The sequence below is a fragment of the Microcystis sp. LEGE 00066 genome (genome assembly GCF_015207925.1).
Lineage (GTDB): Bacteria > Cyanobacteriota > Cyanobacteriia > Cyanobacteriales > Microcystaceae > Microcystis > Microcystis ichthyoblabe_A.
This window is the reverse complement of sequence record NZ_JADEVX010000006.1, coordinates 25,812-49,080: the sequence shown is the minus strand read 5'-3', so window position 1 is coordinate 49,080 and position 23,269 is coordinate 25,812. Positions and strand designations below refer to the sequence as shown.

Annotated in this window: 17 protein-coding genes and 2 pseudogenes; 7 read left to right on the top strand and 12 right to left on the bottom strand. The window is 43.8% G+C overall.

Annotation, left to right across the window (positions count from 1 at the left end; translation table 11 throughout):
• Window positions 1-14 precede the first annotated feature (14 nt).
• The 3 genes from IQ224_RS01975 to IQ224_RS01965 all read right to left on the bottom strand — a co-directional run bounded on the left by IQ224_RS01975 (window position 15) and on the right by IQ224_RS01965 (window position 4,404).
• The gene (locus IQ224_RS01975; protein WP_194032455.1) at window positions 15-2,033 is read right to left on the bottom strand and encodes a nitrate ABC transporter ATP-binding protein; all 2,019 of its coding nucleotides are present in this window, start codon (window positions 2,031-2,033) and stop codon (window positions 15-17) included.
• Between the two features lie 69 nt (window positions 2,034-2,102).
• Window positions 2,103-2,933, bottom strand: coding sequence for a nitrate ABC transporter permease (gene ntrB, locus IQ224_RS01970; protein ID WP_194032454.1), 831 nt, complete (start codon window positions 2,931-2,933; stop codon window positions 2,103-2,105).
• 112 nt (window positions 2,934-3,045) lie between these two features.
• A complete protein-coding gene (locus tag IQ224_RS01965) occupies window positions 3,046-4,404 on the bottom strand; it encodes a CmpA/NrtA family ABC transporter substrate-binding protein (RefSeq protein ID WP_194032453.1) in 1,359 nt (452 codons plus the stop codon).
• 398 nt (window positions 4,405-4,802) lie between these two features.
• Here IQ224_RS01965 and IQ224_RS01960 point away from each other — a divergent pair, with 398 nt between their 5' ends.
• Complete coding sequence (locus IQ224_RS01960; protein WP_194032452.1) at window positions 4,803-5,885, top strand: molecular chaperone DnaJ; 1,083 nt, start codon at window positions 4,803-4,805, stop codon at window positions 5,883-5,885.
• 524 nt (window positions 5,886-6,409) lie between these two features.
• On the opposite strand, the pseudogene IQ224_RS01955 reads toward IQ224_RS01960, so the two are convergent.
• From IQ224_RS01955 to IQ224_RS01925, 7 genes and pseudogenes are all read right to left on the bottom strand, one after another.
• Window positions 6,410-7,534, bottom strand: a pseudogene (locus IQ224_RS01955) (formylglycine-generating enzyme family protein); the annotation flags it as partial.
• Between the two features lie 145 nt (window positions 7,535-7,679).
• Window positions 7,680-8,089 (bottom strand): annotated as a pseudogene (locus IQ224_RS01950) (toll/interleukin-1 receptor domain-containing protein); the annotation flags it as partial.
• A gap of 332 nt (window positions 8,090-8,421) precedes the next feature.
• The gene (locus IQ224_RS01945) at window positions 8,422-8,877 is read right to left on the bottom strand and encodes an NUDIX hydrolase (RefSeq protein ID WP_194032451.1); all 456 of its coding nucleotides are present in this window, start codon (window positions 8,875-8,877) and stop codon (window positions 8,422-8,424) included.
• Between the two features lie 76 nt (window positions 8,878-8,953).
• The gene (argH, locus tag IQ224_RS01940) at window positions 8,954-10,342 is read right to left on the bottom strand and encodes an argininosuccinate lyase (protein ID WP_002735516.1); all 1,389 of its coding nucleotides are present in this window, start codon (window positions 10,340-10,342) and stop codon (window positions 8,954-8,956) included.
• A gap of 169 nt (window positions 10,343-10,511) precedes the next feature.
• Window positions 10,512-10,715: a hypothetical protein gene (locus IQ224_RS01935; RefSeq protein ID WP_051048494.1), complete on the bottom strand. Its 204-nt coding sequence runs from the start codon at window positions 10,713-10,715 to the stop codon at window positions 10,512-10,514.
• 106 nt (window positions 10,716-10,821) lie between these two features.
• On the bottom strand, window positions 10,822-11,433 hold the full coding sequence (locus IQ224_RS01930; protein ID WP_002747958.1) for a class II aldolase/adducin family protein: 612 nt from the start codon (window positions 11,431-11,433) through the stop codon (window positions 10,822-10,824).
• The gene (locus IQ224_RS01925; RefSeq protein ID WP_110578780.1) at window positions 11,430-11,765 is read right to left on the bottom strand and encodes a hypothetical protein; all 336 of its coding nucleotides are present in this window, start codon (window positions 11,763-11,765) and stop codon (window positions 11,430-11,432) included. Before IQ224_RS01925 ends, IQ224_RS01930 begins: the two co-directional genes overlap by 4 nt.
• A gap of 302 nt (window positions 11,766-12,067) precedes the next feature.
• Between IQ224_RS01925 and IQ224_RS01920 the strand changes: the two genes are divergently transcribed.
• Entirely contained in the window at window positions 12,068-12,961 is an 894-nt protein-coding gene (locus tag IQ224_RS01920) for a ferritin-like domain-containing protein (protein WP_194032450.1), read from the top strand.
• Between the two features lie 163 nt (window positions 12,962-13,124).
• On the top strand, window positions 13,125-14,189 hold the full coding sequence (locus IQ224_RS01915) for a pentapeptide repeat-containing protein (protein ID WP_084990132.1): 1,065 nt from the start codon (window positions 13,125-13,127) through the stop codon (window positions 14,187-14,189).
• A gap of 58 nt (window positions 14,190-14,247) precedes the next feature.
• Here the strand turns inward: IQ224_RS01915 and IQ224_RS01910 are convergent, their stop codons facing one another.
• Together IQ224_RS01910 and IQ224_RS01905 are read right to left on the bottom strand one after the other, a co-directional pair.
• Window positions 14,248-15,000: a Uma2 family endonuclease gene (locus tag IQ224_RS01910; protein WP_002791028.1), complete on the bottom strand. Its 753-nt coding sequence runs from the start codon at window positions 14,998-15,000 to the stop codon at window positions 14,248-14,250.
• Between the two features lie 314 nt (window positions 15,001-15,314).
• Window positions 15,315-15,947 carry a response regulator transcription factor gene (locus tag IQ224_RS01905; protein WP_002737320.1) on the bottom strand — a complete coding sequence of 211 codons (633 nt, stop codon included), beginning with the start codon at window positions 15,945-15,947 and terminating at the stop codon, window positions 15,315-15,317.
• Between the two features lie 429 nt (window positions 15,948-16,376).
• Here IQ224_RS01905 and IQ224_RS01900 point away from each other — a divergent pair, with 429 nt between their 5' ends.
• The 4 genes from IQ224_RS01900 (at window position 16,377) to IQ224_RS01885 (ending at window position 23,258) form a co-directional block, all read left to right on the top strand.
• Window positions 16,377-18,614 (top strand): MASE1 domain-containing protein, encoded by a 2,238-nt coding sequence (locus IQ224_RS01900; protein ID WP_036399866.1) that lies wholly within the window; start codon window positions 16,377-16,379, stop codon window positions 18,612-18,614.
• Window positions 18,615-18,983: 369 nt separating this feature from the next.
• Window positions 18,984-20,165: a cobalt-precorrin-5B (C(1))-methyltransferase CbiD gene (gene cbiD / locus IQ224_RS01895; protein ID WP_002741903.1), complete on the top strand. Its 1,182-nt coding sequence runs from the start codon at window positions 18,984-18,986 to the stop codon at window positions 20,163-20,165.
• Between the two features lie 140 nt (window positions 20,166-20,305).
• Window positions 20,306-21,931 (top strand): glutamine-hydrolyzing GMP synthase, encoded by a 1,626-nt coding sequence (guaA, locus tag IQ224_RS01890; RefSeq protein WP_002741904.1) that lies wholly within the window; start codon window positions 20,306-20,308, stop codon window positions 21,929-21,931.
• Window positions 21,932-22,019: 88 nt separating this feature from the next.
• Entirely contained in the window at window positions 22,020-23,258 is a 1,239-nt protein-coding gene (locus IQ224_RS01885) for a DUF262 domain-containing protein (protein ID WP_002741905.1), read from the top strand.
• Window positions 23,259-23,269: the final 11 nt, after the last annotated feature.

Below are 23,269 nucleotides of genomic sequence, written 5' to 3'. Positions count from 1 at the left end.
CCCTTAGTCGATTTTTAGGCAATTTTGCGAGATTCACTGGCGCTAGGACGAGCATCAATAGCCACTTCGGCCATGGTGACGTTTTGTTTGATCTCTAAACTATTGAGATAACCGATCGGATCCTCGGCATCAAACTCGATACCATCGAATAAAAGGATCGGTGTGCGACGATATTTAATATCCCCTAGACCCAATTCCCGGGCCGCGGTACTGAAGACACCCACCCGACAGACGCGTTCGAGAATTTCTACCCAGTTACGGGGGAAAGGAATGTGGCCCCAGCGTGCCATTTGGGTCATCATCCAGAGGTGTTCGGTACGACTGGGACGATTTACCCCTTCTCCATAGAACAGATGGTGTGCATATTCTTTCATCGGTTGATCGAGACTGCACGCGTAGGAGTTGGGATCACCCAGTTGGATATAATCAATATTGGTACTAAGATACTGACGACTGGCGAGGATTCGACGAATTTCTTCCTGATTCCCTTCCTCGGCACAGTAGCGACAACCTTCCAGCAGTGCTTTGACTAAAGCGACGTGGGTATTAGGGTATTTATTGGCCCAATCTTCCCGGACTCCCAGGACCTTACCTGGGTGGCCCTGCCAGATTTCTAAGTCGGTAGCGACGGTGTAACCGATACCCTCCATGGCGGCCCTGAGATTCCAGGGTTCACCCACACAGTAACCGTCAATACTACCGGTTTTCAGGTCGGCTACCATTTGGGCCGGGGGAATAGTTTCGAGGTGAACGTCTTTATCGGGGTCAATTCCCGCTGCCGCTAACCAGTAACGTAGGAGCAAATTGTGCATCGAGGAGGGGTGAACAATCCCAAAAATATGGCGCTGATCCCTCGATTCCAATAGCATCTGTCTTAAGGCGTTACCGTCAATCACCCCCTCGTCATAGAAGCGTTTAGCGAGGGTGACACCGTTACCGTTACGAGTCATAGTCAGGGCGCTGACAATCGGCAAAGGTTGCTCCTGATAACCACCGACGGTTAACCAGGTGGGCATTCCCGAAGGCATTTGCGCCCCGTCGAGGAATCCCCCTGCGATCCCGTCCACAATGCCTCGCCAACTGGTTTCCCGGACTAAATTCACCTCATCTAGACCATGTTTAGTGAAGAATCCCTTTTCTTTGGCCACTGCTAGGGGCGCGCAAGCGGTGAGGGGAACAAAACCGATCTCTAGATTGACTTTTTCTAAACCGTGACGGGCAATCACTTCGACTTTGCGAGCGCGTAGTTTTTTGATCCGTTTTTGTTGGTTGAGGAAATAGATAATTTCACTCCGGAGACTGTAGTAACTGGGGTGTTCCACCACTTCCATGCGTTTGCGGGGACGGGGGATATCCACTTCCAAAATACCGCCAATTTTTGAGCCAGGACCGTTGGTGAGCATGACGATGCGATCAGATAATAGCACTGCTTCATCCACATCGTGCGTCACCATTACCGAGGTCATTTGGTATTCTTCGCACAGCTGCATTAACTGTTCCTGTAGATTACCTCTAGTCAGGGCATCTAACGCGCCAAAGGGTTCATCTAAAAGGAGAACTTTCGGACGGATGGCTAGGGCGCGAGCGATCGCTACCCGTTGTTTCATCCCCCCCGATAATTCGTTGGGGCGTTTATCCACTGCATGACGAAGATTGACCAGATCGATATATTTTTCGACTTCAGCTTTTCTTTCTTCTTCTGATAGTTGGGTGAGAACTTGATCGACGGCCAGAGTGATATTTTCTTTGACGGTTAACCAGGGTAAAAGGGAATAGTTTTGGAAGACTACCATGCGATCAGGTCCTGGTTTTTTAATGCTTTGACCTTGCAAAGTAACCACTCCTTCCGTGGGCAAATCTAAACCAGCGATCATGTTTAAGAGGGTGGATTTTCCGCAACCAGAGTGACCGATGAGGGAGATAAATTCCCCTTTTTTGATCTGTAAATCGATCCCTTTCAAGGCCACATATTCACCGCCACCACTGAGGGGGAATACTTTATCGATGTTATCGACAGCGACGAACAAACTCATAGTTTTTTCTCCTTAAATTGGCTCAAGTTTTAGTTATTTATAAATGGGGAAAGTTTCCCCATTGATTCCCTATTGACGAACGATTTGAGTTTGCAACCAAGCCATAAAGCGATCGAGCAATAAACCAACACCACCGATATAAAACAGAGCGAGAATAATATCGCTGATGTAGTTATTTTGGTAGGCATCCCAGATAAAGAAACCGATACCGACGATACCAGACATAACAATTTCTGCCGCAATAATCGCTAACCAAGCTAAACCGATCGCAATTCTCAAACCAGTGAAGATGTAGGGAAGTGCTGAGGGAATTAATATTTTGAAAAAGAATTTTTGGTTGGACAATTGCAAGACTTGTTTAACGTTAATATAGTCTTGGGGAATTTGTTGGACACCGACAGTGGTATTAATCAAAATTGGCCAAACTGCGGTGATAAAAATAACGAATAAAGCAGCAGGTTGGTTTTGTTGTAAAGCGGCCAGAGATAGGGGAACCCAAGCAAGAGGAGGAACTGTTCTCAGGAATTGGAAAAGGGGATCGAGGGCCTTATTTAAGAAAGAATTTAAACCGACCATAATCCCAACTCCAATACCCACCACTGCGGCAAAAGAATAACCGATTAATACCCGTTGCAGACTGGCTAAAGTTTGCCAGAATAGTCCCTTATCAATACCTCCACGGTCAAAGAAAGGATACATTAAATAGGTGCGGGTACGCTCATTAGTAATAATATCCGATGGCGGCGGTAATTTAATTAATCCCACCATAGACATTAACTGCCATAAAATCAGGAAAAATAAAATACCCACAATCGGAGGAAGGATATCCCCAGAATGCTTTTTCCAGAATTTACTAAAGTTGAAACCACCTTTACTTGTTCTGCTGACGCTAGTTGCCATTTTGTCGTTTTCCTTGGTTGAAAATAAAGTTACTTGATTGGGAAGATAAGAAAACATTTTTGGGATTGATAGACTAGATATTTTATGCCCCTAGCCTATCGGAAAAAGCTCGCTATTTTTTGATCGCCAAACTATCGAGATAAGCTTGGGGATTGGCGGGGTCAAAAGTCTTGCCATCGAAGAATTTCTCGACACCGCGGGAGGTACTGGTGGGAATATCGGCTGCGGGAACCCCTAATTCTGTAGCTGCCGCTTTCCAAAGATCCTCGCGGTTAACTTTGTCGATTAATGCTGAGGCAGTGGTTAAAGTTTCTTTCGGCAAGAAACCCCAACGAACACTTTCGGTTAAAAACCAGAGATCATGACTCTTGTAGGGATAGGAAACGCTACCGGCGGGATCTTTCCAGTAGAAAACCCCTTTATTTTTGTCGGTGATTTCCGGTTTACCGTCACCCATTTTCTGCATTCCTTTGAGGGGACCGGCGATAATTTCTTCTTTGAGGTTGAAATAAGCCGGTTTAGCGAGAATTGCCGCCGCTTCTGCCCGATTTGCCTCTTGATCGAGCCATTGCTGCGCTTCCATAATTCCTTTTAATAAGGCCTTGGTGGCTTTCGGGTTTTTATCCACCCAATCGGCGCGGATAGCGAGGTATTCTTCCGGGTGATAGGGCCAGATTTCTGCGGTTAAAGCTGACATAAAACCGATCTGATCAGCCACAATTCGCGCTGGCCAAGGATCGCCGGTACTAAACGCATCCATGGTTCCCGTTTTCATGTTGGCCACGGTTTGGGCTGCGGGTACGGCAATTAGGTTAATATCCGTATCGGGGTTAATACCACCGGCGGCTAACCAGTAACGAATCCAGAAGTCTTGATTAGCTTTCGGGAAAGTATAGGCAGCTTTGAAGGGAGTTCCCGTCGTTTTCATGCCGAGGATGTAATCTTTGGCGGGTTTCAGGTCTAAACCGATATTTTTACCCTCGTGTTTACCTGCGATCGCAATTCCGTTACCCTGGGTGTTTAACTGCGCTAACACATACATGGGGACTTTAACGTTATTTTTGGTGATTAGTCCCTCAGAAATCAGGTAAGGCATGGGCATTTGCCACTGTCCTCCGTCAATTCCGCCCGCATCTGCCCCAATTTCGACGTTATCTCTAGCAGCACCCCAGTTAGCTTGTTTGGAGACTTCCACATCGGGCATCCCGTGTTTAGCAAAAAAGCCTTTTTCCTTGGCAATAATTAAAGGTGCGGCCTCAACGATAGGAATATAACCTAATTTAATTTTGGTGGTTTCGGGGGCTTCTCCGGGAGCCACCGCAACGGGAGAAGCAACCGGGGAAGCGGGTGCGGTGCTGCTGGTTCCACCCGTACTGTCGGGGGGATTACCCACACAACCTTTGAGGACAACAGCCCCTGCTGCTGAAACTGCCGCCGTGGTTAAAAATTTCCGTCTCGAAAATTTTGACATAGAATCTCCTACCTGCTTGCTAGAGCAAATATGTGTGCTGAATTATGGGTAAAGGAATCCCTCGCTAAACTTTCCTTCTAGCCTGTGCTATAGAAATTTAGCTATGGAATATTGAATCTCGATTGAACTTACTAAATAAGTCTAGCGGAATCTGGAAAAAATAATTAATCTGAGCGAGAATTTTATGTACAAAAATTTAATTCGATTGATAAGGATTAATTAAGACCATTGATATATGTAGCTTCTAGCCACTTTAAAAGGTTTCCGTAGGGCGCTGGAGCAGGGGTGATGGGGAGCAGGGAGGTGGGGAGAAACAATAAAATGAGCCAAGGGTGAGTTTTAGGAATGCGGCTCCTTCCGGCTTGGTAGAATGGACAATATGCTTTCACCCCAAAGTAATGACCAGATCTAAAAAGCCGAAATCACCGAACTCCTCTGATTCGCCCACCTCTCCTTCCTTGGCTCTGTCTTCCCTACATTTTCGTCTGCAAGCTTTAGAGGAGGAGCATCAGTGGCTCCTCAAGCAGATTGGCAGAAAACGCAACGAACTGAAGAAATTCCTCGACCAGATGCGTTCCCTGGCGACGGAGATTTTCCAGAGAGGGCAACCTCTCTATGAAAAACTTAGCGACCTCGACCGCGAAATACACGCCCTTTTTGACGAAATCCTCACTGCTAGAAAATTGGGGCAGCAGACAAAAAAAAGCATTCTCGGAATTTACGAGACACTTCAGTTAACGGGGGTGATTAGCCCGAAATTTGACGATGGAGATGAAGAACTTGACGAACTTTTCGGAGACGAAGAACCAGAAGGATCATCGGAGCAATCCGCGCAGGATTTCTTCTCTGGGGGAGACTCCTATAACCGTCACGATGATGGAACAGAGCTATCACCTGAAAGCTCGCCTAAATCTCCTGAATCTAGACAAATACGCCGCACTTTCCTGAGAATGGCCGAGATTTTTCACCCCGACAAGGTTACGGATCCCGAAACTCGGATGCGTCACAACGAGATTATGAAGGAAGTCAACCGCGCCTATAAAGAGGGAGATATTGCCAAACTGCTCGAAATCGAACGACAGTATCAAATGGGGGACTCTTTCGAGGTTGAAGGCTCATCGGAAAGCGACCTCAAACGACAGTGCGAGAGGGTTGAAACCAATAACGAACTACTCAAAAAGCAATACGAGAACCTGAAAAGAGAACTGCGCTCGGTGCGAAATACCCCGGAAGGCGAGATGGTGAGGGCCAGTCGCGCTTGTGAGAAGGATGGCATCGACCCGATTGAGCAAATGCTAGAGGAGATGAAATTACAAGTTCAATCCACCGAAAAAATCTATAATTTTGTCCTGGACTTCCGCGATAAAAAGATAACGGTTAAAGAGTTTCTGCGCGGACCGGTCAGGATGGGCAGAAGCCCGGAAGAGATGGAAGACATTCTTGATCAACTTCTGGAGCAACTTCGCGGAATCAGCCGTTAAAGAGAGAAAGCCAGTATTTAGGGTATGCTGAATAAATGTGAAATATAGACGAGGTAAGGGTTTTAGGGTTCTGTTTTGCTCTCACAGGTGCAAGATTTTGAGAGAATCGTCGTTCAAAACCTTGCGTCTTCATCGGCCCGTGTCCTGTAGGGGCGAAGCATTCGGGCAATAACCTATCGGTGAAACCGTAGATTTTCTATCCGAATGCTTCGCCCGTACTTTTTCAGCAGACCCTATTTAGGGTATGCTGAAAAAGTTTTTCCCGGTGGCCGAGTGTAGGGTTTTACCTAATTTTTAAATCCGTTGAGTAACCCACAGAAAACGGGTTTCTCCGAGAAACCCGTTTTCTACTCATGCAAAAGGCAAAAGGGGGAATAAATAATCAGTTTTTAATAACTGGATTTAGTATAAAATTTAACATTAACGCCATTTTCTCAAAAAAATCGACCCGCCTAAGGGCGGGAAAGAAAAGAAAAGAGAAAAAATAGGGAATGAGGGTAAAAAGGGAAAAAAGAGGAAAAGGGTTACAAAGTCCTCCCAGCACCGCACACCACCCGAAAACCGTCGTTGTAGTTGCCGTCGCGGCGGTTGAAGTTGTCGCGGTAAGCGGAACGGCAGAAAGTAGGAAGGGGGAACCAAGAACCGCCCCGCAGAGGAGAACGATTATCATTACCATTTTCTATCCAAGCACTGCCATCGGTCGGCGCACCGTCATAGTTATCGTGCCAAGTATCGGCGCACCATTCCCAGACATTGCCGTGCATATCGTACAGTCCAAAAGCGTTTGGGGGAAATTGTCCCACGGGAGTCGTTTGTTGTCGATATTCTCCCTTCGCTTCCCCAGCGTAGGTATAGCTGGCATCGTAGTTGGCCAATTTCCCCGTAATGGTTTCCCCAAAGTAAAATGGGGTGGTGGTTCCAGCACGACAAGCGTACTCCCATTCCGCTTCACTCGGTAGTCGGTATTCCCTTCCCTCCTTTAGTTTTGATAATCTCGCACAGAATTCGATCACATCGTACCAGTTGACTTGTTCCACGGGTCTATCCCAGCGCGTGGGCGATCCCCCCCTAGCCCCCCCTTCAAACGGGGGGGAATCGGAAGCCCCCCTTTTTAAGGGGGGTTTGGGGGGATCTTTAAACTGGGAAGGATCAGGATCAAGGTCTTGTTTAACTTTTAAATCGGTACGAGAGGCGATCGCTTTCCACTGGGCCTGGGTGATGGGATATTTACCTATAAAGAAGGGTGGGACAGTTACTTGATGTTGTGGTCTTTCCCTTCTATATCCTTCCCAACCAAATTTTTTCACCAGTCTTTCGATTTCCTCGTCTTCTGTTCCCATCAGGAAAGTTCCCCCCGGAATGGCGACCATTTCTAAGGTGATGTCGTTGCCCAAATCTTCGCTGAAATATTGGGACTGTTTCAACTCTTTTTTGATTTGCTCACCCTTCGCATTTACTCGCACGATCTCAAAGTTAAATACTGATAACAGTTGTTTTGGCTCTTTTGGAACGATTACCGGTTGTTTTGGCTCTTCTGGAACGATTACTGGTTGTTTTAGCTCTTCCGGTTCAAGCTTGAACTGATGGGTAATTGCTCTTTCTAGTTGCTCAAATCCGTTTTCTTTCCAATAATCAAGCCGGTGAATATCGGCTCTTCGTTACTTGTTATGGTTCGATAGGGGGGCATAAATCAACAAAATCTTTATCTGGTAAGGGATTTAATTGATTAGTTCGCTTTAGATAAAAAACAATTGACAAAAATCGCCCAATGTCTTTCTCTATAAGGGTTCCATCCCTTATAACTCCCGTCTATTGCATAAGACAAACCGAAGAACCTGAATATCTCGCAGATTCAAGCCAACTTCTGCACTTCGCAGATCAGGAATTTCGCATTCTTCTAACCTCATGGGAATAAAAAAAATTGTCCCCGGTAGCATCTGTCCCAAGGTATCAAGTGCAATCCTCAACTCCCGTTGGATGTATCCCTGTTTAGCCGATTTCGCTGACAGACAGGCCAGAAAAATCTGACTAGCTTTAATCGCTTTCGGAATTTCATCTCGCCAAATTTGACCCGGAATCAGGTCTTCTTCATCCAACCAAGGTTTATATCCCGCTTGCTTGAGGCGGTTATACAGTGCCAAAACTGCTGGTTTATCCTCACTAGCGTGAGCTAGGAAAATTTGGATCTCTGACTTCTTCTTCACTTTGGTTTCTACCAGTGTAGTCGCTACTGATTTACTAGGTAACTTAGCAGATTCTGGGGGTTAGAGGTTTGGTCTGGTGAGGAACTAGGGGAATTCCGATAGAGATTTGTGGTTTGCCCATAATAAGCACATTTTTTCCGCCGCCATGCTACCAAATCCATAGCCAAGTATCAACCTTCCGGTTATTGAATGGCGAACTGCTTTCGAGTATTATCCCACTAAAAGCAATACAGGACAAAGGTAACAGCAAATTTTAAAAATCCTCCTTTAAAAAATTAAACAAACCGTGAGTCTTATCGAAATCAACAAAATCACCATCACATAGAAAAAAATCAAGCCACTACAGTGGCACCCCTGAGATAATCTTCTAGTTGGCGATCGTTATCGTGGCTGAGATTGCCTAGAGGTAAAGTTTCGACGCTAAAAGCTCTCACCTCACTAACTTCTAATGTATCTTTGATCTGAAAATTCCCCGCAACCGTCACTTCAATTAAAACTGAAATGGAGTGAATGCGTGGATCACGCTCAAAAGAGGAATAAACCCCGACTAAACGCCCTAAAATGACTAAATTTAATCCCGTTTCCTCTTTTAATTCCCTTTGAGCAGTATTAAAAATATCTTCCCCCCAATCGATCATTCCCCCCGGTAGGGCCCATTTGCCGGTGTCTCTGCGTCGGATTAAAACAATTGTACCATCAGCAAGCAGCGGAATTATTGTCACCCCAGTTACAGGATGACGAAAGATAATTCCCATCACACTTTTAATAAAATACCAAACACGATCCATAGGAATTAGGAGATAGGGAGATAGGGAGATAGGGAAATTTTAACTAATACCCCAAAACCCAAAACCCCTAACAATATCAATCATGATCGAGAATGGCTTTAGCTTGAATTAAAGCCGATCGCACTTGTTCAAAACCTGTGCCACCATAGCTATTACGGGCCGCCACCACCTGACGAGGAGCGATCGCGTCATAGATATCGGCCTCAAAAGCCGGATGTAATTCTTGCCATTCCGTCAGGGTTAAATCTTTCAATAACTTACCCGCTGCCAAACTGCTTTTAACCACTTTCCCGACTAAATTATAAGCTTCTCGGAAGGGAATCCCCTTACTGGCTAAATAATCCGCCACATCCGTCGCATTAGAAAAATCTTCCGCAACTGCGTTAGCTAATCGGTCAGTTTTAAATTGAATCCCGGTGGCTAAAAGTACCGTCATCGCTTGTAAACAAATCCGCACGGTTTTAACGCCATCAAATAACGCCTCCTTGTCCTCCTGCAAGTCTTTGTTATAGGCCAGGGGTAAACCCTTCATTAAGGTCAATAACGCCTGTAAATGCCCAAAAACCCGCCCTGTTTTGCCGCGCACTAATTCGGGAACGTCGGGATTTTTTTTCTGGGGCATAATGCTAGATCCCGTGGCACAACTATCGGTGAGAGTGATAAAACTAAATTCTTGGGAAGACCAGAGAATCATTTCTTCGCTCAAACGGCTCAGGTGGACCATAATCAGACTAGCGGCCGTCATAAATTCAATAGCAAAATCTCGATCGCTGACTCCATCGAGACTATTGTTATACACCTGCTCAAAATCGAGTAAATTGGCACTGTAATGACGATCAATTGGAAAAGTCGTCCCCGCTAAAGCGCCACATCCTAGGGGCGAAATATTAGTCCTGGCGCGAATTTGCCCTAATCTTTGGTGATCCCGTTCGGCCATTTGAAAATAAGCGAGGAGATGATGGGCTAAACTAATCGGTTGAGCGCGCTGTAGGTGGGTGTAACCGGGGATCAGGGTTTCCAGATGGTTTTCAGCGTGATTGACTAAAGCTTGCTGAAAATTGCGAATTTCTTGCCTAATATCATCAATTTGTTGTCTAAGATACAGACGTATATCCGTTCCTACCTGATCGTTGCGCGAACGGGCCGTGTGCAGTTTTTTGCCCACATCTCCCACAATCTCGGTTAAACGGCGTTCTACGGCAAAATGCACGTCCTCTTGATCGATGCCGGGGTTAAAGTTGCCGGTGCGGTATTCTTGACGAATTTGTTCCAATCCAGAGACGAGACTATCTGCTTCTTCGGGGCTGATAATACCCGTATAGGCGAGCATTTTAGCGTGAGCGATCGATCCGGTGAGATCATACTCGATTAATTCGATATCAAAGCCAATACTGGCGTTAAATTCTACGATCGTAGGATGGAGACTACCTTCAAAGCGATCGCTCCAAGTTTTCTTTGCTGTCACTGTTTTCGTTAGATGATTGTGGATAAAGTTAACCAAAATATGCTGGACAATTTTGGGGAATAATCCAGTGCTGATAGCATTACCGCTTCAGGTTAGAAAAATCTCCAACCCTACAAACATAAGAATAGCAAGAATTGCTCGCTCTGGCTGAATGCCCATAGGCGAAAAGCTAATAAGAAGTAAAACCTCGAAACAGATAACCGACAACCAAACCGATTAATAAGGCCGATGCTTGCCCAGTTTTGACGAAATTTGAGAAGGCTTTCTGGACATTGCCGATGATATCCACGTCTTGCTCGGAAATAGTCATCAAGACATTGGTAAGAGGCGAAAAGTCGATCGAGACGGATAGATGATGGAAGATGTCGATCACGATGGCATTCCTTAAAAACGAAAATCTACAGAACAAGTTAACATGAAAACGACTAAATCAAAACCGCTTTTGTCTCCCTGGTGGTGAGTTGGAAAGGAGGTCACTTTCAAGATGATTGAGATTGCTGGTAATAGGATAATAATAAGTTGCCCGCTTTTGCTAAATCTTGCCCAAAGGCGATAATTCCTTCTTCATGACCACTCATCACTAAAATTTGTTGCTCCTCTAGACGCTCTTCTTGACATAAACGGATAATTTCTGCGGCCATTTCTGGGGTTCCATAGGCGATATTTTCTTGAGTGGTCGGCACTCGATACATTAAATTTTGCCACAGGGGGCGATGATGAATATGAATCACCCCATTAATCTGGGGATTCGCTTCATAAATTGCTCCATGGGTGAGAGTTTCCGAAGAAGCGGCAATTGTTCCCCGACAAGTGACCCGATTTTCTTTCCAATCGTAGTCTATAACCGTGGTGTAATGGGATTCATTTAATACTGGGATTCCCCCGGTGTTAGTGCCAGAAATAATGATTTCTTTGTCTATTTTTCCTCGTTTACTCACATTCCCAAAACCGATTCCGTTATCGTATTGACCGATTAATCCCAGTCGATAGAGGCGATTGCGCCAATAATTTAATTCTGCAATCTCTGAGCTTATTAAGGGACGGTCAGGAATCCAAGTACAATTGTATTTAACGTAACCTTCGTCAATCATAGATTTTTCTGAAAATATTCGGGATAATTTTGACAAACTTTCTGCACAAAGTCCTGGAGAGGATAGGAAATATTGGCGATATAATTATCTTTAATTGCTTGAGAAAATAGAGGTAAAACTTCCGTATCTAAGGCGGGGTTAAATAATTCCATCGGCAGGATTAAATCGGAACATTCCCGCACATCAATGGTCTCAAAATTATCGGCTATAATTAACCAAAGAGGACGCACCCAAAGAGCCGAACGACTTTCGATCACCTGAATTACTTCTCCGTATAAAGTTCGATTTTTGCAAAACAAACTAACAATTTGATGGGGAGTAAATGTGTTCATAGACAGTTCTAGTTGTCCTTGATAAGCTAAGACGCATTTTAACCGCTTATTCTTAGATTAGCCGAATCTCCCCCCAATCTCTTTACTCTTGCAAGAGCCAACGGTAAAGAGTATCTCATCTCCACAAGCAATTTAAATGCGCGGGCAGCTTATCTTTCACTGGTCACTGATTACTGTTTACTGGACGGCTACGCCGTGCCTTTGGCAACACTGAAAAAAGCTTGTCACTTGCCGATCCCTTGCCAGATCGGGAAAAAACTCCGTTAGAATACGGAAAGCCGTTTACAAAACGATACAAAATCATGACCGTTGCTTACCCTCGTAAATTCAAGAAGACGATGAGCGCTCGCGACATCATGAAGCGTGTCATTAGCGATCGCGAAATTCATCTTGTCACCCTCAACCGTTACCGCTACAACGAACAACGTAGCTGTAAAGACCTGACCGAACTGATCGAAACCCTAGACGGACAACCAAAAGAACTGATCCAGGAGCTTTCCCGTCACGTCGCCGATGAGGCCCGCCATGCCTACTGGTTAACCGATTTATTGATCGAATTGGGGGCCGATGTGGGGAAACCGCCGGGGTTGTCCTATATCGATGAATTTGAACGTCTTCTCGATCAAGATCAATTCCAAGGCGAAGAACAAAGGGAAGATGGACTGATTGCGGCCCTAGCGGCAATTAACGTCACGGAAAAACGGGGATGCGAATACTTTGCCGCCCATATTTATGCCCTCAAAGCAGGGGAACAAACCCCGGAAAATCTGAAAATTCAGGAAACGATCGCCAAAATCTTTCCCGAAGAAGCAGGTCATGTGCGTTGGGGCAATCGTTGGTTAGCCAAAATTGCCCAAAAAAGCCCTGAACATCGGCAAAAAGTCGAAAAAGCCAAGGCCAAATACTCAGCGATCGAACAGGCCGCCTATGAATCGGGCATGGATATCACCCTGGGGGCAGAATTGCGCCGCGTCGGTCATTTAATGGAAATCGCCGCCACTATGCCACTCTGGGAACGTCCTCAATATCTGATGGAACGTTTACCCCAATCCCTTCTCGACCCGAAATTGCAATTATTCCGGGTAGAAGCGGCTCAAAAAGCCTGGAATCGTGATCCGCAAATGTTTATAGAACGCTTTTTACCGATGTTTTTTAATGCGGACGGCAATATCGGCAAAAAAGAGAAAGTCAACTAATTTAACCTTGATTTTCGGGGGCAATCATTCAGCGATCGCCGAAGAAATGTTCATCGAGGATCGAGAAAATCGGCTATTGTTTTAAATAGGGGTGAGTTCTCGGCTTTAGGGCCGGAGAAACACCACTTTTTTACTGTTTATTTTGGCTTTTCTCTTTTGGATTATGCGTCTTTTAGCTGCCTTTGATCGCTATCCCGATAGTGTATCGTTAACCCTAGAACCAGTAGCCACCGACTCGCAAAAATTTGATTTATATTTAACTTTACACCTACAAGCTCAAATTCAATCTCTCCTCGGCGGGGAAATCAAATGGGGACTAAAAGGAGGAAAATTAGATTTTCTTTTAGTTAATTGTCACCTAACACCAAATCCTCTTTCTAGTCAAGATTTATACATAAATCGTATTAATAATCATCAATGGCGGTTATCTTTCAAAAGTCCTCAGTCAATATTTACAGGAGCGATCGAAAGGATTAACCTAGGAACCGTCAGTGTGGAGGAAGAACCTTATCATCTGACGGTGCAATTTTCGCTGACAGCTGCCGATATTTGTATCACGGAAACATCGGGATTATGGAAACACGATCTAAGTCCCAATAAACATAGTATTTTAGAGCGAAAGTTAGCATTTTTCCTGATGGAAAATCAATTTGATGCTTTTTTGAGTCGTATTTCTTTGGGTTCATCGCAGGTGGAATTAGATAATGTTCTAGTTGAACCGCAACCAGCAGCATCAGAAAATTTAGAGAAATTGCAGGCACAAATCGAGGGAATTTATGCTGCTGTTAGTGATGATTTTCTGGAATTGGCCCAATTAGCTGAACTGGATCCCCTAACGGATTTTACTGGGGCAAATCTCCTGGCAGCGGAATTAAGTGGTATATCTTTAGGCATGGCTAATCTCTATCAAGCTAATCTGCGGGGGGCAAATTTAACCGATGCTGATTTAAGTGAAATTAACGGCAGTCATGCTAGTTTCAAAGGAGCGGATTTAAGCGGAGCCTTATTAGCTAATGCCGATTTAAGTTATGCTGATTTTTACCGTTCTAGTTTGGCTTTAGCTAATTTAATTGGCTCTAATTTAACAGGAGCTAATTTGGTTGAAGTCAACATCACTCAAGCGAATTTGAGTGGGGCAAAAGTGCAGGGGGCAAAGTTTGCCGATAACGTGGGGATGACCGAGGAATTGCGGGAAAATTTACGCTTGCGCGGAGCTTTCTGCGATTAATCAACTATTCAGCCTCTAAATGACACCAAATACCCTCACCCCTCCCCGAAAATGAAGATTAGAGATTTTCCTCGGTATCTATGCCTAATTCCCGCAGTTTAGCCGCTAATTTCGCCGCTTTTTGCTTTTCTTGCTCGACTTGGTTTTCTGCCTCTAAAACCCGATTTTCTGCCTCTAAAACCCGATTTTCTGCCTGTTGTGCCGCTTCTGCGGGAGTGGGTACTAATTCGCCTTCGGAGGTAAAATAGCGCAATTTATTGGCAGATAAACCCAAATATAAGCCTAATTGTTGACTCCAGAGCCATCCCTGGGGATTGGGGGTAATCGGTTGATATTGACCGCTAATTAGGGTAAATCCCTGAAATTCTAAGCTTTCTGGGTCAAACCAAAAATAATCGGGAGTGCGAAATATATCCTGATAAATTTGTTTTTTCTCCTCTCGGTCAACTTTGGCGGTACTATCGGAGAGAATTTCGATAATTAAATTGGGATATTTGCCCTCTTCTTGCCAAACTACCCAACTTCTGCGGTTGGGGTTAGAATTTGTCCCCAAAACGACGAAAAAATCCGGACCACGGAAGAATTCTGACTTTTTCTGGTTGGGACTGTAATAAATGGTTAAATTGCCGGCGGCAAAATAATCTTCTCGCTCGCGCCACCACCATTCTAAACACTGAATTAATAAAATAATTTGTTGTAGATGTAGGTTACTTTCCAAGGGTGGTTCATCACTCCAAAATTCGCCTTCTGGGAAGATTATCTCAGGGTTTACATGGGACTCCACTAGGGGTAAGCTTTCAGCGATAGTCATGGTTAGTCCAACAGAGATAGGTCAACAACTTATTATAAATCATTGAAGGGATTTTTTGAGCAATTGTAGCAGTAGCAATTGCGGTAGAATATTGGTTCTTCGGTTTGTCTTATGCAATAGACGGGAGTTATAAGGGATGGAACCCTTATAGAGAAAGACATTGGGCGATTTTTGTCAATTGTTTTTTATCTAAAGCGAACTAATCAATTAAATCCCTTACCAGATAAAGATTTTGTTGATTTATGCCCCCCTATCGAACCATAACAAGTAACGAAGAGCCAGAATATTCCTGTGGGTAAATCGTCATTTTTCCCTTAAACAATACCAGATCGCAGGGCAATTACGGCCGCTTGTACTCGGTCGTCCACGGCCAATTTATTCATAATTCCCCGCACATGGGTTTTAATCGTATTGGTGCTTAAATAAAGTTGTTCGGCGATTTCAGCGTTACTTTTGCCCTCAACAATTAACTTTAAAACCTCCATTTCTCGCTCCGATAAAAGTGCTAGATTGGGATTAGGTTGCACTGCCGGCGGTTTGAGATTATCCATGACTAAACGGGCAATTTGAGGGTCTAAATAGGTGGCCCCGTCCTTAGCTGCTTCAATGGCGGCCAAAAGGCGATCGAGACTCGCTCCCTTGATACAATAGGCATCAGCGCCACTGGCCAGAGCTGCGATCACTTCCTGTTGCAGAGTGTGGGAAGTGAGCATAACCACATGAACATTAGCTAAACCCTCCTTAATCTGTTTAGTTGCCGCAATGCCATCGAGACGGGGTAAACCGATGTCCATGACCACTAAATCTGGCCGTAGGGATAGGGCTAATTGTACCCCCGCCAGACCATCACTAGCTTGACCGACGATCTCAAAATCTGGCTGTTCACCGAGCGCTTGTTCTAAACCTAACTGCATTAAAGGATCGTCTTCAACAATTAAAATCCGCATGATCTTTGATTCCTAACGGGAAAATGTACGGTTTTCACCCATCTGCATGAAGCAGAACTACTCCTAGTTTAGGCAATCTGGAGAGAGATTAACAGTGATTCAGTGATTCAGTGACCAGTGACCAGTAACCAGTAACCAGTAGACCTCTTGCATAAATCCGAAAACAAACGATAGAAACAATAATGGGAGGGACTTTCAGTTAATTATTTATTAGTAGTTGATAATCTTCAAAAATGTTGCTGTACAAGGATCCACTTAAGACTTTTGCAAGAGGTCTAGTGACCAGTGACCAGTGAAAGATACTAAATTTATTGAAAATTGAAAACTTAAACCTAATAACTTAAAACTTAAACCTGATAACTGATAACTGATAACTGATAACTGATAACTGATAACTGATAACTGATAACTGATAACTGATAACTGAAAATGCTGCGTATTTCATCAGATCGGTCTAAAATTGTGCTTGTTGCCCTAGCTTATCTGGGTGTTGGTTGGCTAGGCTATCTCTGCTTAAATTTAGGGTCGCGACCTGCCCCAATTTGGATGAGTGCTGGTATTGGCTTAACTGCTGTTTTTTTAGGGGGAAAAAGGCTAGTTTTAGGCGTTTTTATCGGAGATTTGCTTCTTACCTTCTTTTTAGGGGCCAGTTGGCCCATAGCTCTATTTTCGGCGCTCGGTAGCAGTGTATCGGCTCTGTTAGGGGCGCAATTCCTACATTATCTGAGATTTTCCGCCACTTTACAGCGTATTCGCGATATCCTTTTACTGGTATTTTTAGCGGCTTTATTAGCCTCGGCAGTTAATGCCACTATCGATACTTTTGCTCGTAGTTGGCTAAATACTTGGGATTGGCGACAATTTGGACAGTCTTGGGGCATGATCTGGCTCGGAGATAGTACGGGGATCTTAATGACCACGCCGCTGCTGTTGCGTTTTTGCTTCAATCGTCACTCCCTGCGGGAACCCCGGCAACCCCAACGCCTTGGCGAGGCATTACTTTGTATGAGTTTGCTAACGGTGGTGACTTTCGTGGTTTTTGGTGGTCAACAGGATTTTCTTAACCCCGATTGGAGTATGGTGCAGTACCTCGAATATCTGCCTTTTCCTTTTGTGGTTTGGGCTGCTATGCGTTTTCAGACCTGGGGAGCGGTAATAGCCAATTTTTTAGTATCTATTTTAGCTTTGATGGGATTGGTCGGGGGAATCAGTCCTTTTATCCTACAAGCCCCCGACCATACCAGAGGTGTCCTGATCTTACAAATCTTTTTGGTCATTGTCATGTCAACTTCTCTGTTTTTATCGGCGGCGATTACCGAAAGACAACAGATCGATCGAGCTTTAAATGAAACTTTAGAACGAGAACATTTAGTCACACAAGTTGCTTTAAAAGTCCATCAATCTTTAGATATAGATCAAGTTTTAAATACCATTGTTGGGGAAATCAGAAATTTTCTCGATGCCGATCAAGTCTATATCGGTCACTGTCAAGAGCGGGGTTGGTCTAAGGTAGTCGCTGAGTCCCGTCGTCCCGATATTCCCTCGCTGATGGGTTGGTTTCCCGAACCAGAATTACTGGAAGAATTGGGACAATTATTTTCTTTAGATAAGTTAATTATTGCTGATAATACCGCTAAGGTGCAAACGCTGCCCACTCTCAAGGGTTATTACGAATACCTGCAAGTTAAATCCTCTTTAGTTTTACCTCTAACGGTTAATAATCAACATTTAGGTGCTTTAGTTGTCCATCAATATTCCCATCCCCGTCATTGGCAAAAAAGCGAGGTCAAATTATTAGAACAGTTAGCCACCCAAGTTTGTATCGCTATCGGCCAAGCGCAACTATATCAGAGGGTGCAAAGCTTGAATAATAATTTAGAACAGGAAGTGGCAGCTAGAACCCTAGAACTGCGAGAAAAAGTCCGGGAAATTCAGCGTTTATACGAAATGAAAACGGTTTTTTTACAGGCAGTATCCCACGATCTACGCACTTCGATTATGGGATTAGTGATGTTATTAAAAAATTTCCAGTGTCGGCAAACAGAAAAAGTAACTATCTCGCGAGCAATGCTCGATCAGGTGGTGCGTAGTTGCGATCGACAATTAACTTTAATTAATGCTTTATCAGAAAATCATTTTGCTGAAGAACGGCCTTTAATCTTGCATCGTCAACCTCTATTTTTAAAAGAACAGGTGCAAATTTGGCTCAAAGATTGGCAAAAAGATTTTGATTTATACCAAGCTACTTTTATTAATCTTCTCCCCGATAACTTACCCGCTATTGATGCCGATCCTTGTCAGCTAAGAAGTGTTTTTGAACAATTATTAAATAATGCCTTAAAACATAATCCTTCACCAATTCAATTAGCTTTAGATGCTCGTATTGACCAAGATATGCTCTACTGCACTTTAAGCGATAATGGTATTGGCATGGATGAGGAACAATGTCAACATCTTTTCCATTTATATGTAAGAAATCTTCATAATCAACACCTAACGGGAATCGGTTTAGGTTCCTACCAATGTCGGCAAATTATCGAGGCTCACTCTGGGAGAATTGGAGTAAAAAGTACCCCGCGGGTTGGTTCACAGTTTTGGTTTACTTTACCCCTTGCTCATCAAAATTCTAGAGTAATTAAGCAGGAGTTAGTCAACAGTAATCAGTGATTTGTAACGGGATCGAGATGATTCTGCTTATCGCTCTTCTGGGACTCTGGGGTATATAGAATCGCCAATTCAGAGTTGAATTAGCCATTTTATGTGGGTTGCCTACCGACAATTAAGGCATATTTGAGGAGAATTTGCCATCTCAATTGTTAAGCAACAATCGACCAAATAGGTGGAGTTTGTAACTATTCTGATTGCTAGTATCCCTTGAAATTCTCACAAGGATCACAAAATTGGCCAATTGTCAATAGCGTTTGACATCCTCACCACCGGGGGTGAGGATGTCAAACAATCATCAAAAATAGCAGCGGTTGCCCCCTAGTTCTATAATCAGATCACGGCTAATTTGATTGGCTATCGACCCTATTCATGTCTATCTCCCCACCCCGTTCCGGTTACACTTTGCCGGTTTTTGCCTGTGCCAGTGCGATCGCATCTCTCCAGCATCTCCACGGCGAAAATGAGCTAAATTCCGTTACTTTTAATCTTTTAGAACCGCCAGAAGCCGTTACAAATGAGCTAAATTCCGTTACTTTTAATCTTTTAGAACCGCCAGAAGCCGTTACAATTGCCATCGAACAAGTTGCCCGACTTAACCCCGATGCTGCCCTAGCCATCACCCGCAGCGATCCGGGGGACAATTTAGATTTAACTAGAAATACCCCTATATGGGCGTTAGTAGAAAGAAAAACAGGTAATCAAGAGATAGAGATTCAAGGCGGTCAAGGAATTGGCCTACAGGTTGATAATGGCGGAAAATCAGCTATCTATAGTTATGCCCAGCGTCTGCTGCAAGAAAACCTCAGACCCCTGTTACTGCCCCAAGAAAGCATCAAAGTGACGATTATCCTGCCGGAAGGCAAAAAACTGGCCACAAGGACTTCTAACGCCGCTTTTGGGGTGGTAGAGGGATTATCTTTGTTGGGTACCACTGGCATTTCCCAGCCCCTCAGCGCCCCCGGACAGTTAGAAATCTTTCGCGAGCAATTAAAAATTTTATCCCGTCGTTTCGATCGCTTGGTGTTTTGTATCGGGGAAAATGGCTTAGATTTAGCCCCTCAAATAGGTATTAATCCTGATATTTTGGTAAAAACAGCCAATTGGATCGGGCCGATGTTATTAGAGGCACAATTACAGGGAATATCTGAAATTCTTTTGTTTGGTTATCACGGTAAATTAATTAAACTTGCCGGGGGAATCTTTCAGACTCACCATCATCTCGCCGATGGTCGTCGGGAAATTCTCACCGCCTACGCCGCTAAAATGGGTTTAGCTACCCCCCATCTCCAGCAAATTTTTGACAGTAGCACCAGCGAAAACGGTCTGGAATATCTGCGTCAATTAGACCGGCAAACGGGAGATAATTGGGTGGAACGCATCTATGGAGAAATGGCTAATACTATCGATCGCCGTTGCCAAGAATACGTTTATAACCACAGTAACGGTCATCTTGGGGTCGGTTGTATTTTATTCGATCGCTCTCGTTCTTTGATCAGCAAAAGCGAAAATGGCCTTAAATTTTTGCAAAATCTACAAGTTACTCCCCAGTGACTGTGCTATGATCGTGGGAATATTTAGTCTTAAAAAATGAAACTAATAAGGTCACACCATTGTAGCTTATTTTCAGAACAATAGCCGATTTAGTTTACAAATCTTTAACCTTTTCCTGCCAGTTTCTTTTCTTGATCGTAGTGACAACTCAAACCCCCCTTCCCACCCCCCAAGAGACTTTGCCCTCAGAGTCCTTCACTAATAGCCTTAATCGTCAAATAATCATCATTCTTGACTTTGGCTCCCAGTATTCTGAATTAATCGCCCGCAGAATCAGGGAAACGAACGTTTACTCCGAAGTTCTCTCCTATCGTACCAGCGCCGAACAATTGGCCCAAATCAACCCGAAAGGAATAATTCTTTCGGGCGGTCCCAATTCCGTCTATGATCCTGGAGCGCCTCACTGTGATCCCGAAATTTGGAATTTAGGTGTACCCATCCTCGGAGTTTGCTACGGGATGCAATTGATGGTACAGCAGTTAGGGGGCAGGGTAGAACGGGCAAAACGGGCCGAATACGGCAAAGCATCCCTATTTATCAACGATCCTACCGATTTATTAACCAATGTCGAGGACGGTTCCACCGCTTGGATGAGTCACGGGGATTCCTGCGTGGAATTGCCTGCGGGTTTTGAAATTCTCGCTCATACCGATAATACCGATTGTGCGGCTATTGCCGATCACCAGAAAAAACTCTTTGGAGTGCAGTTTCACCCGGAAGTTGTCCATTCTGTGGGAGGAATCGCCTTAATTCGCAATTTCGTCTATCATATCTGCAAATGCGACCCCACTTGGACCACGGAAGCTTTTGTCGAGGAATCGATCCGAGAAATTAGGGCAAAAGTGGGCGATAAGCGAGTTTTATTGGCTTTATCCGGCGGTGTGGACTCCTCTACCTTAGCATTCCTCTTGCATCGAGCGATCGGTGATCAACTAACCTGTATGTTTATCGATCAAGGATTCATGCGTAAGGGTGAACCAGAACGATTAATGCAGATATTTAACGAGCAATTCCATATCGGAGTCCAGTATGTCAACGCTAGAAAACGATTTTTAGCGCAAGTTGCCGGTGTCACCGATCCCGAAGAAAAGCGCCGTCGTATCGGCCATGAATTTATTCAGGTGTTTGAAGAAGAATCAAATCGTTTGGGACCCTTTGATTATCTGGCCCAAGGAACTTTATATCCCGATGTGATTGAATCGGCCGATAGTAATGTGGATCCCAAAACCGGGGAAAGAGTCGCGGTTAAAATTAAAAGTCATCATAACGTTGGTGGACTGCCGAAAAATCTCCGGTTTAAATTAGTCGAACCCCTGCGAAAATTATTTAAGGATGAGGTGAGAAAATTAGGACGATCGATCGGTCTTCCAGAAGAAATTGTTCGTCGTCAACCTTTCCCCGGCCCTGGTTTAGCGATTCGCATTTTAGGGGAAGTCACCGCAGATAAATTAAATATTTTGCGCGATGCAGATTGGGTAGTGCGCGACGAGATTAATAAGCAGGGAATGTATCACGATTTCTGGCAAGCTTTCGCGGTTTTATTGCCTGTCCGCAGTGTGGGAGTAATGGGAGATCAACGTACCTACGCTTATCCTATTGTCCTACGTTTAGTCAGCAGTGAAGACGGAATGACTGCCGATTGGTCGCGGGTTCCCTATGATTTATTGGAGACAATTTCTAATCGCATTGTCAATGAAGTTAAGGGAGTTAACCGCGTGGTTTATGATATTACTTCTAAGCCCCCCGGAACTATAGAATGGGAGTAGTATTGAATTATTGATTGATTATTAGTCCCGTCCAAATATTGGGGCGGGATTTTTGCAGAATAGACAATTGAGGAGATTAATTACTACCATGGCACAGTTAGAGATGTGGGAAGAAATAGAAGCGGTGGATTTTGCCGGAGAAGAAGATATTGCAGGAGAATCAGCAAACCAAAAAAAGCTACAACTCAAAGAAATCTCCGACACTGTTGTTGCCAGCAGTGATTGGACTACCGCAACGATCCGCGATCAATTAATTCGAGAAAATATTCAACTCAATCCGCGCTTTCAAAGACGAGATGCTTGGAATATTACTCGTAAAAGTCGATTTATTGAATCCCTAATTCTAGGGTTTCCAGTCCCACAGATTGTCTTAGCTACTAATAACAAGGAAAAAGGGAAATTTATCGTTCTTGATGGCAAACAACGCCTACTAACAATTTTACAGTTTTATGGTGACAGTGACACACCTAATAATAGTTTTACTTTAAAAGATTTAGAATTTCTAGATAATCTCAATGGCTGCCAATATCAAGATCTAAAAAATGACTTCAATTTAAATGATTTCTTAGACCAACTGGATAATCAAACTATCCGCACGATTGTTATCCGTAATTGGAAAACGGAGAGTTTCCTCCATAAAATTTTTCTGCGTCTCAATGTGGAAAATACCCCTTTGTCTTCTCAAGAATTAAGACAAGCATTACACCCAGGAGGTTTTATTAATTTTTTAGATGATCGAGCGATCGAAAGTCAAGCATTAAAGAAAATATTTAAATCTTCCTATCCCGATTTCCGGATGCGCGACACTGATATATTATTGCGTTATGTAGCTTTTCATTATTATTTATCCGATTATCGCGGTGATCTTAAAAAATTTCTTGATAATGCTTGTGTTTCGCTTAATGCTCGATGGGATCAAAACTCAGAAGAAATCAAAAATATTATTGATCAATTTGAAAAAGCTGTCCAGACAACGATTAATATTTTTGGAGAGAAAAACTTTTCCCGTCTCTGGCTGCCTGAATCGGCAACTTATCGAAGTCAGTTCAATCGAGCAATTTTAGATGTGATGGTTTTTTACTTTTGCGATGATCTAATGAGAGCAGCTGCCGAGACAAACAAAGAACAGGTAGAAGAAGCATTTAAAAGTTTATGTCGTACTGCCGTTGATCGATTTAAAAATGCTGTATTAATTAGTACAAATACTAAACAATCAACCTATGATCGTTTTCATTTATGGGGTCAAGCTTTATCAGAAGTATTAGATATTAACTTCAATATTCCTCAGATGGAAGACAATCGTATTATTTTTAAGGGGTTAAGATAGTTGTTTTTTTA

Excerpts from the sequence above, each read along its gene's own strand:
- IQ224_RS01975 (WP_194032455.1), bottom strand. The coding sequence starts at position 2,033 with ATGAGTTTGTTCGTCGCTGTCGATAACATCGATAAAGTATTCCCCCTC.
- ntrB (WP_194032454.1), bottom strand. The coding sequence starts at position 2,933 with ATGGCAACTAGCGTCAGCAGAACAAGTAAAGGTGGTTTCAACTTTAGT.
- IQ224_RS01965 (WP_194032453.1), bottom strand. The coding sequence starts at position 4,404 with ATGTCAAAATTTTCGAGACGGAAATTTTTAACCACGGCGGCAGTTTCA.
- IQ224_RS01960 (WP_194032452.1), top strand. The coding sequence starts at position 4,803 with ATGACCAGATCTAAAAAGCCGAAATCACCGAACTCCTCTGATTCGCCC.
- IQ224_RS01945 (WP_194032451.1), bottom strand. The coding sequence starts at position 8,877 with ATGGATCGTGTTTGGTATTTTATTAAAAGTGTGATGGGAATTATCTTT.
- IQ224_RS01930 (WP_002747958.1), bottom strand. The coding sequence starts at position 11,433 with ATGATTGACGAAGGTTACGTTAAATACAATTGTACTTGGATTCCTGAC.
- IQ224_RS01925 (WP_110578780.1), bottom strand. The coding sequence starts at position 11,765 with ATGAACACATTTACTCCCCATCAAATTGTTAGTTTGTTTTGCAAAAAT.
- IQ224_RS01920 (WP_194032450.1), top strand. The coding sequence starts at position 12,068 with ATGACCGTTGCTTACCCTCGTAAATTCAAGAAGACGATGAGCGCTCGC.
- IQ224_RS01915 (WP_084990132.1), top strand. The coding sequence starts at position 13,125 with ATGCGTCTTTTAGCTGCCTTTGATCGCTATCCCGATAGTGTATCGTTA.
- IQ224_RS01910 (WP_002791028.1), bottom strand. The coding sequence starts at position 15,000 with ATGACTATCGCTGAAAGCTTACCCCTAGTGGAGTCCCATGTAAACCCT.
- IQ224_RS01905 (WP_002737320.1), bottom strand. The coding sequence starts at position 15,947 with ATGCGGATTTTAATTGTTGAAGACGATCCTTTAATGCAGTTAGGTTTA.
- IQ224_RS01900 (WP_036399866.1), top strand. The coding sequence starts at position 16,377 with ATGCTGCGTATTTCATCAGATCGGTCTAAAATTGTGCTTGTTGCCCTA.
- cbiD (WP_002741903.1), top strand. The coding sequence starts at position 18,984 with ATGTCTATCTCCCCACCCCGTTCCGGTTACACTTTGCCGGTTTTTGCC.
- IQ224_RS01885 (WP_002741905.1), top strand. The coding sequence starts at position 22,020 with ATGGCACAGTTAGAGATGTGGGAAGAAATAGAAGCGGTGGATTTTGCC.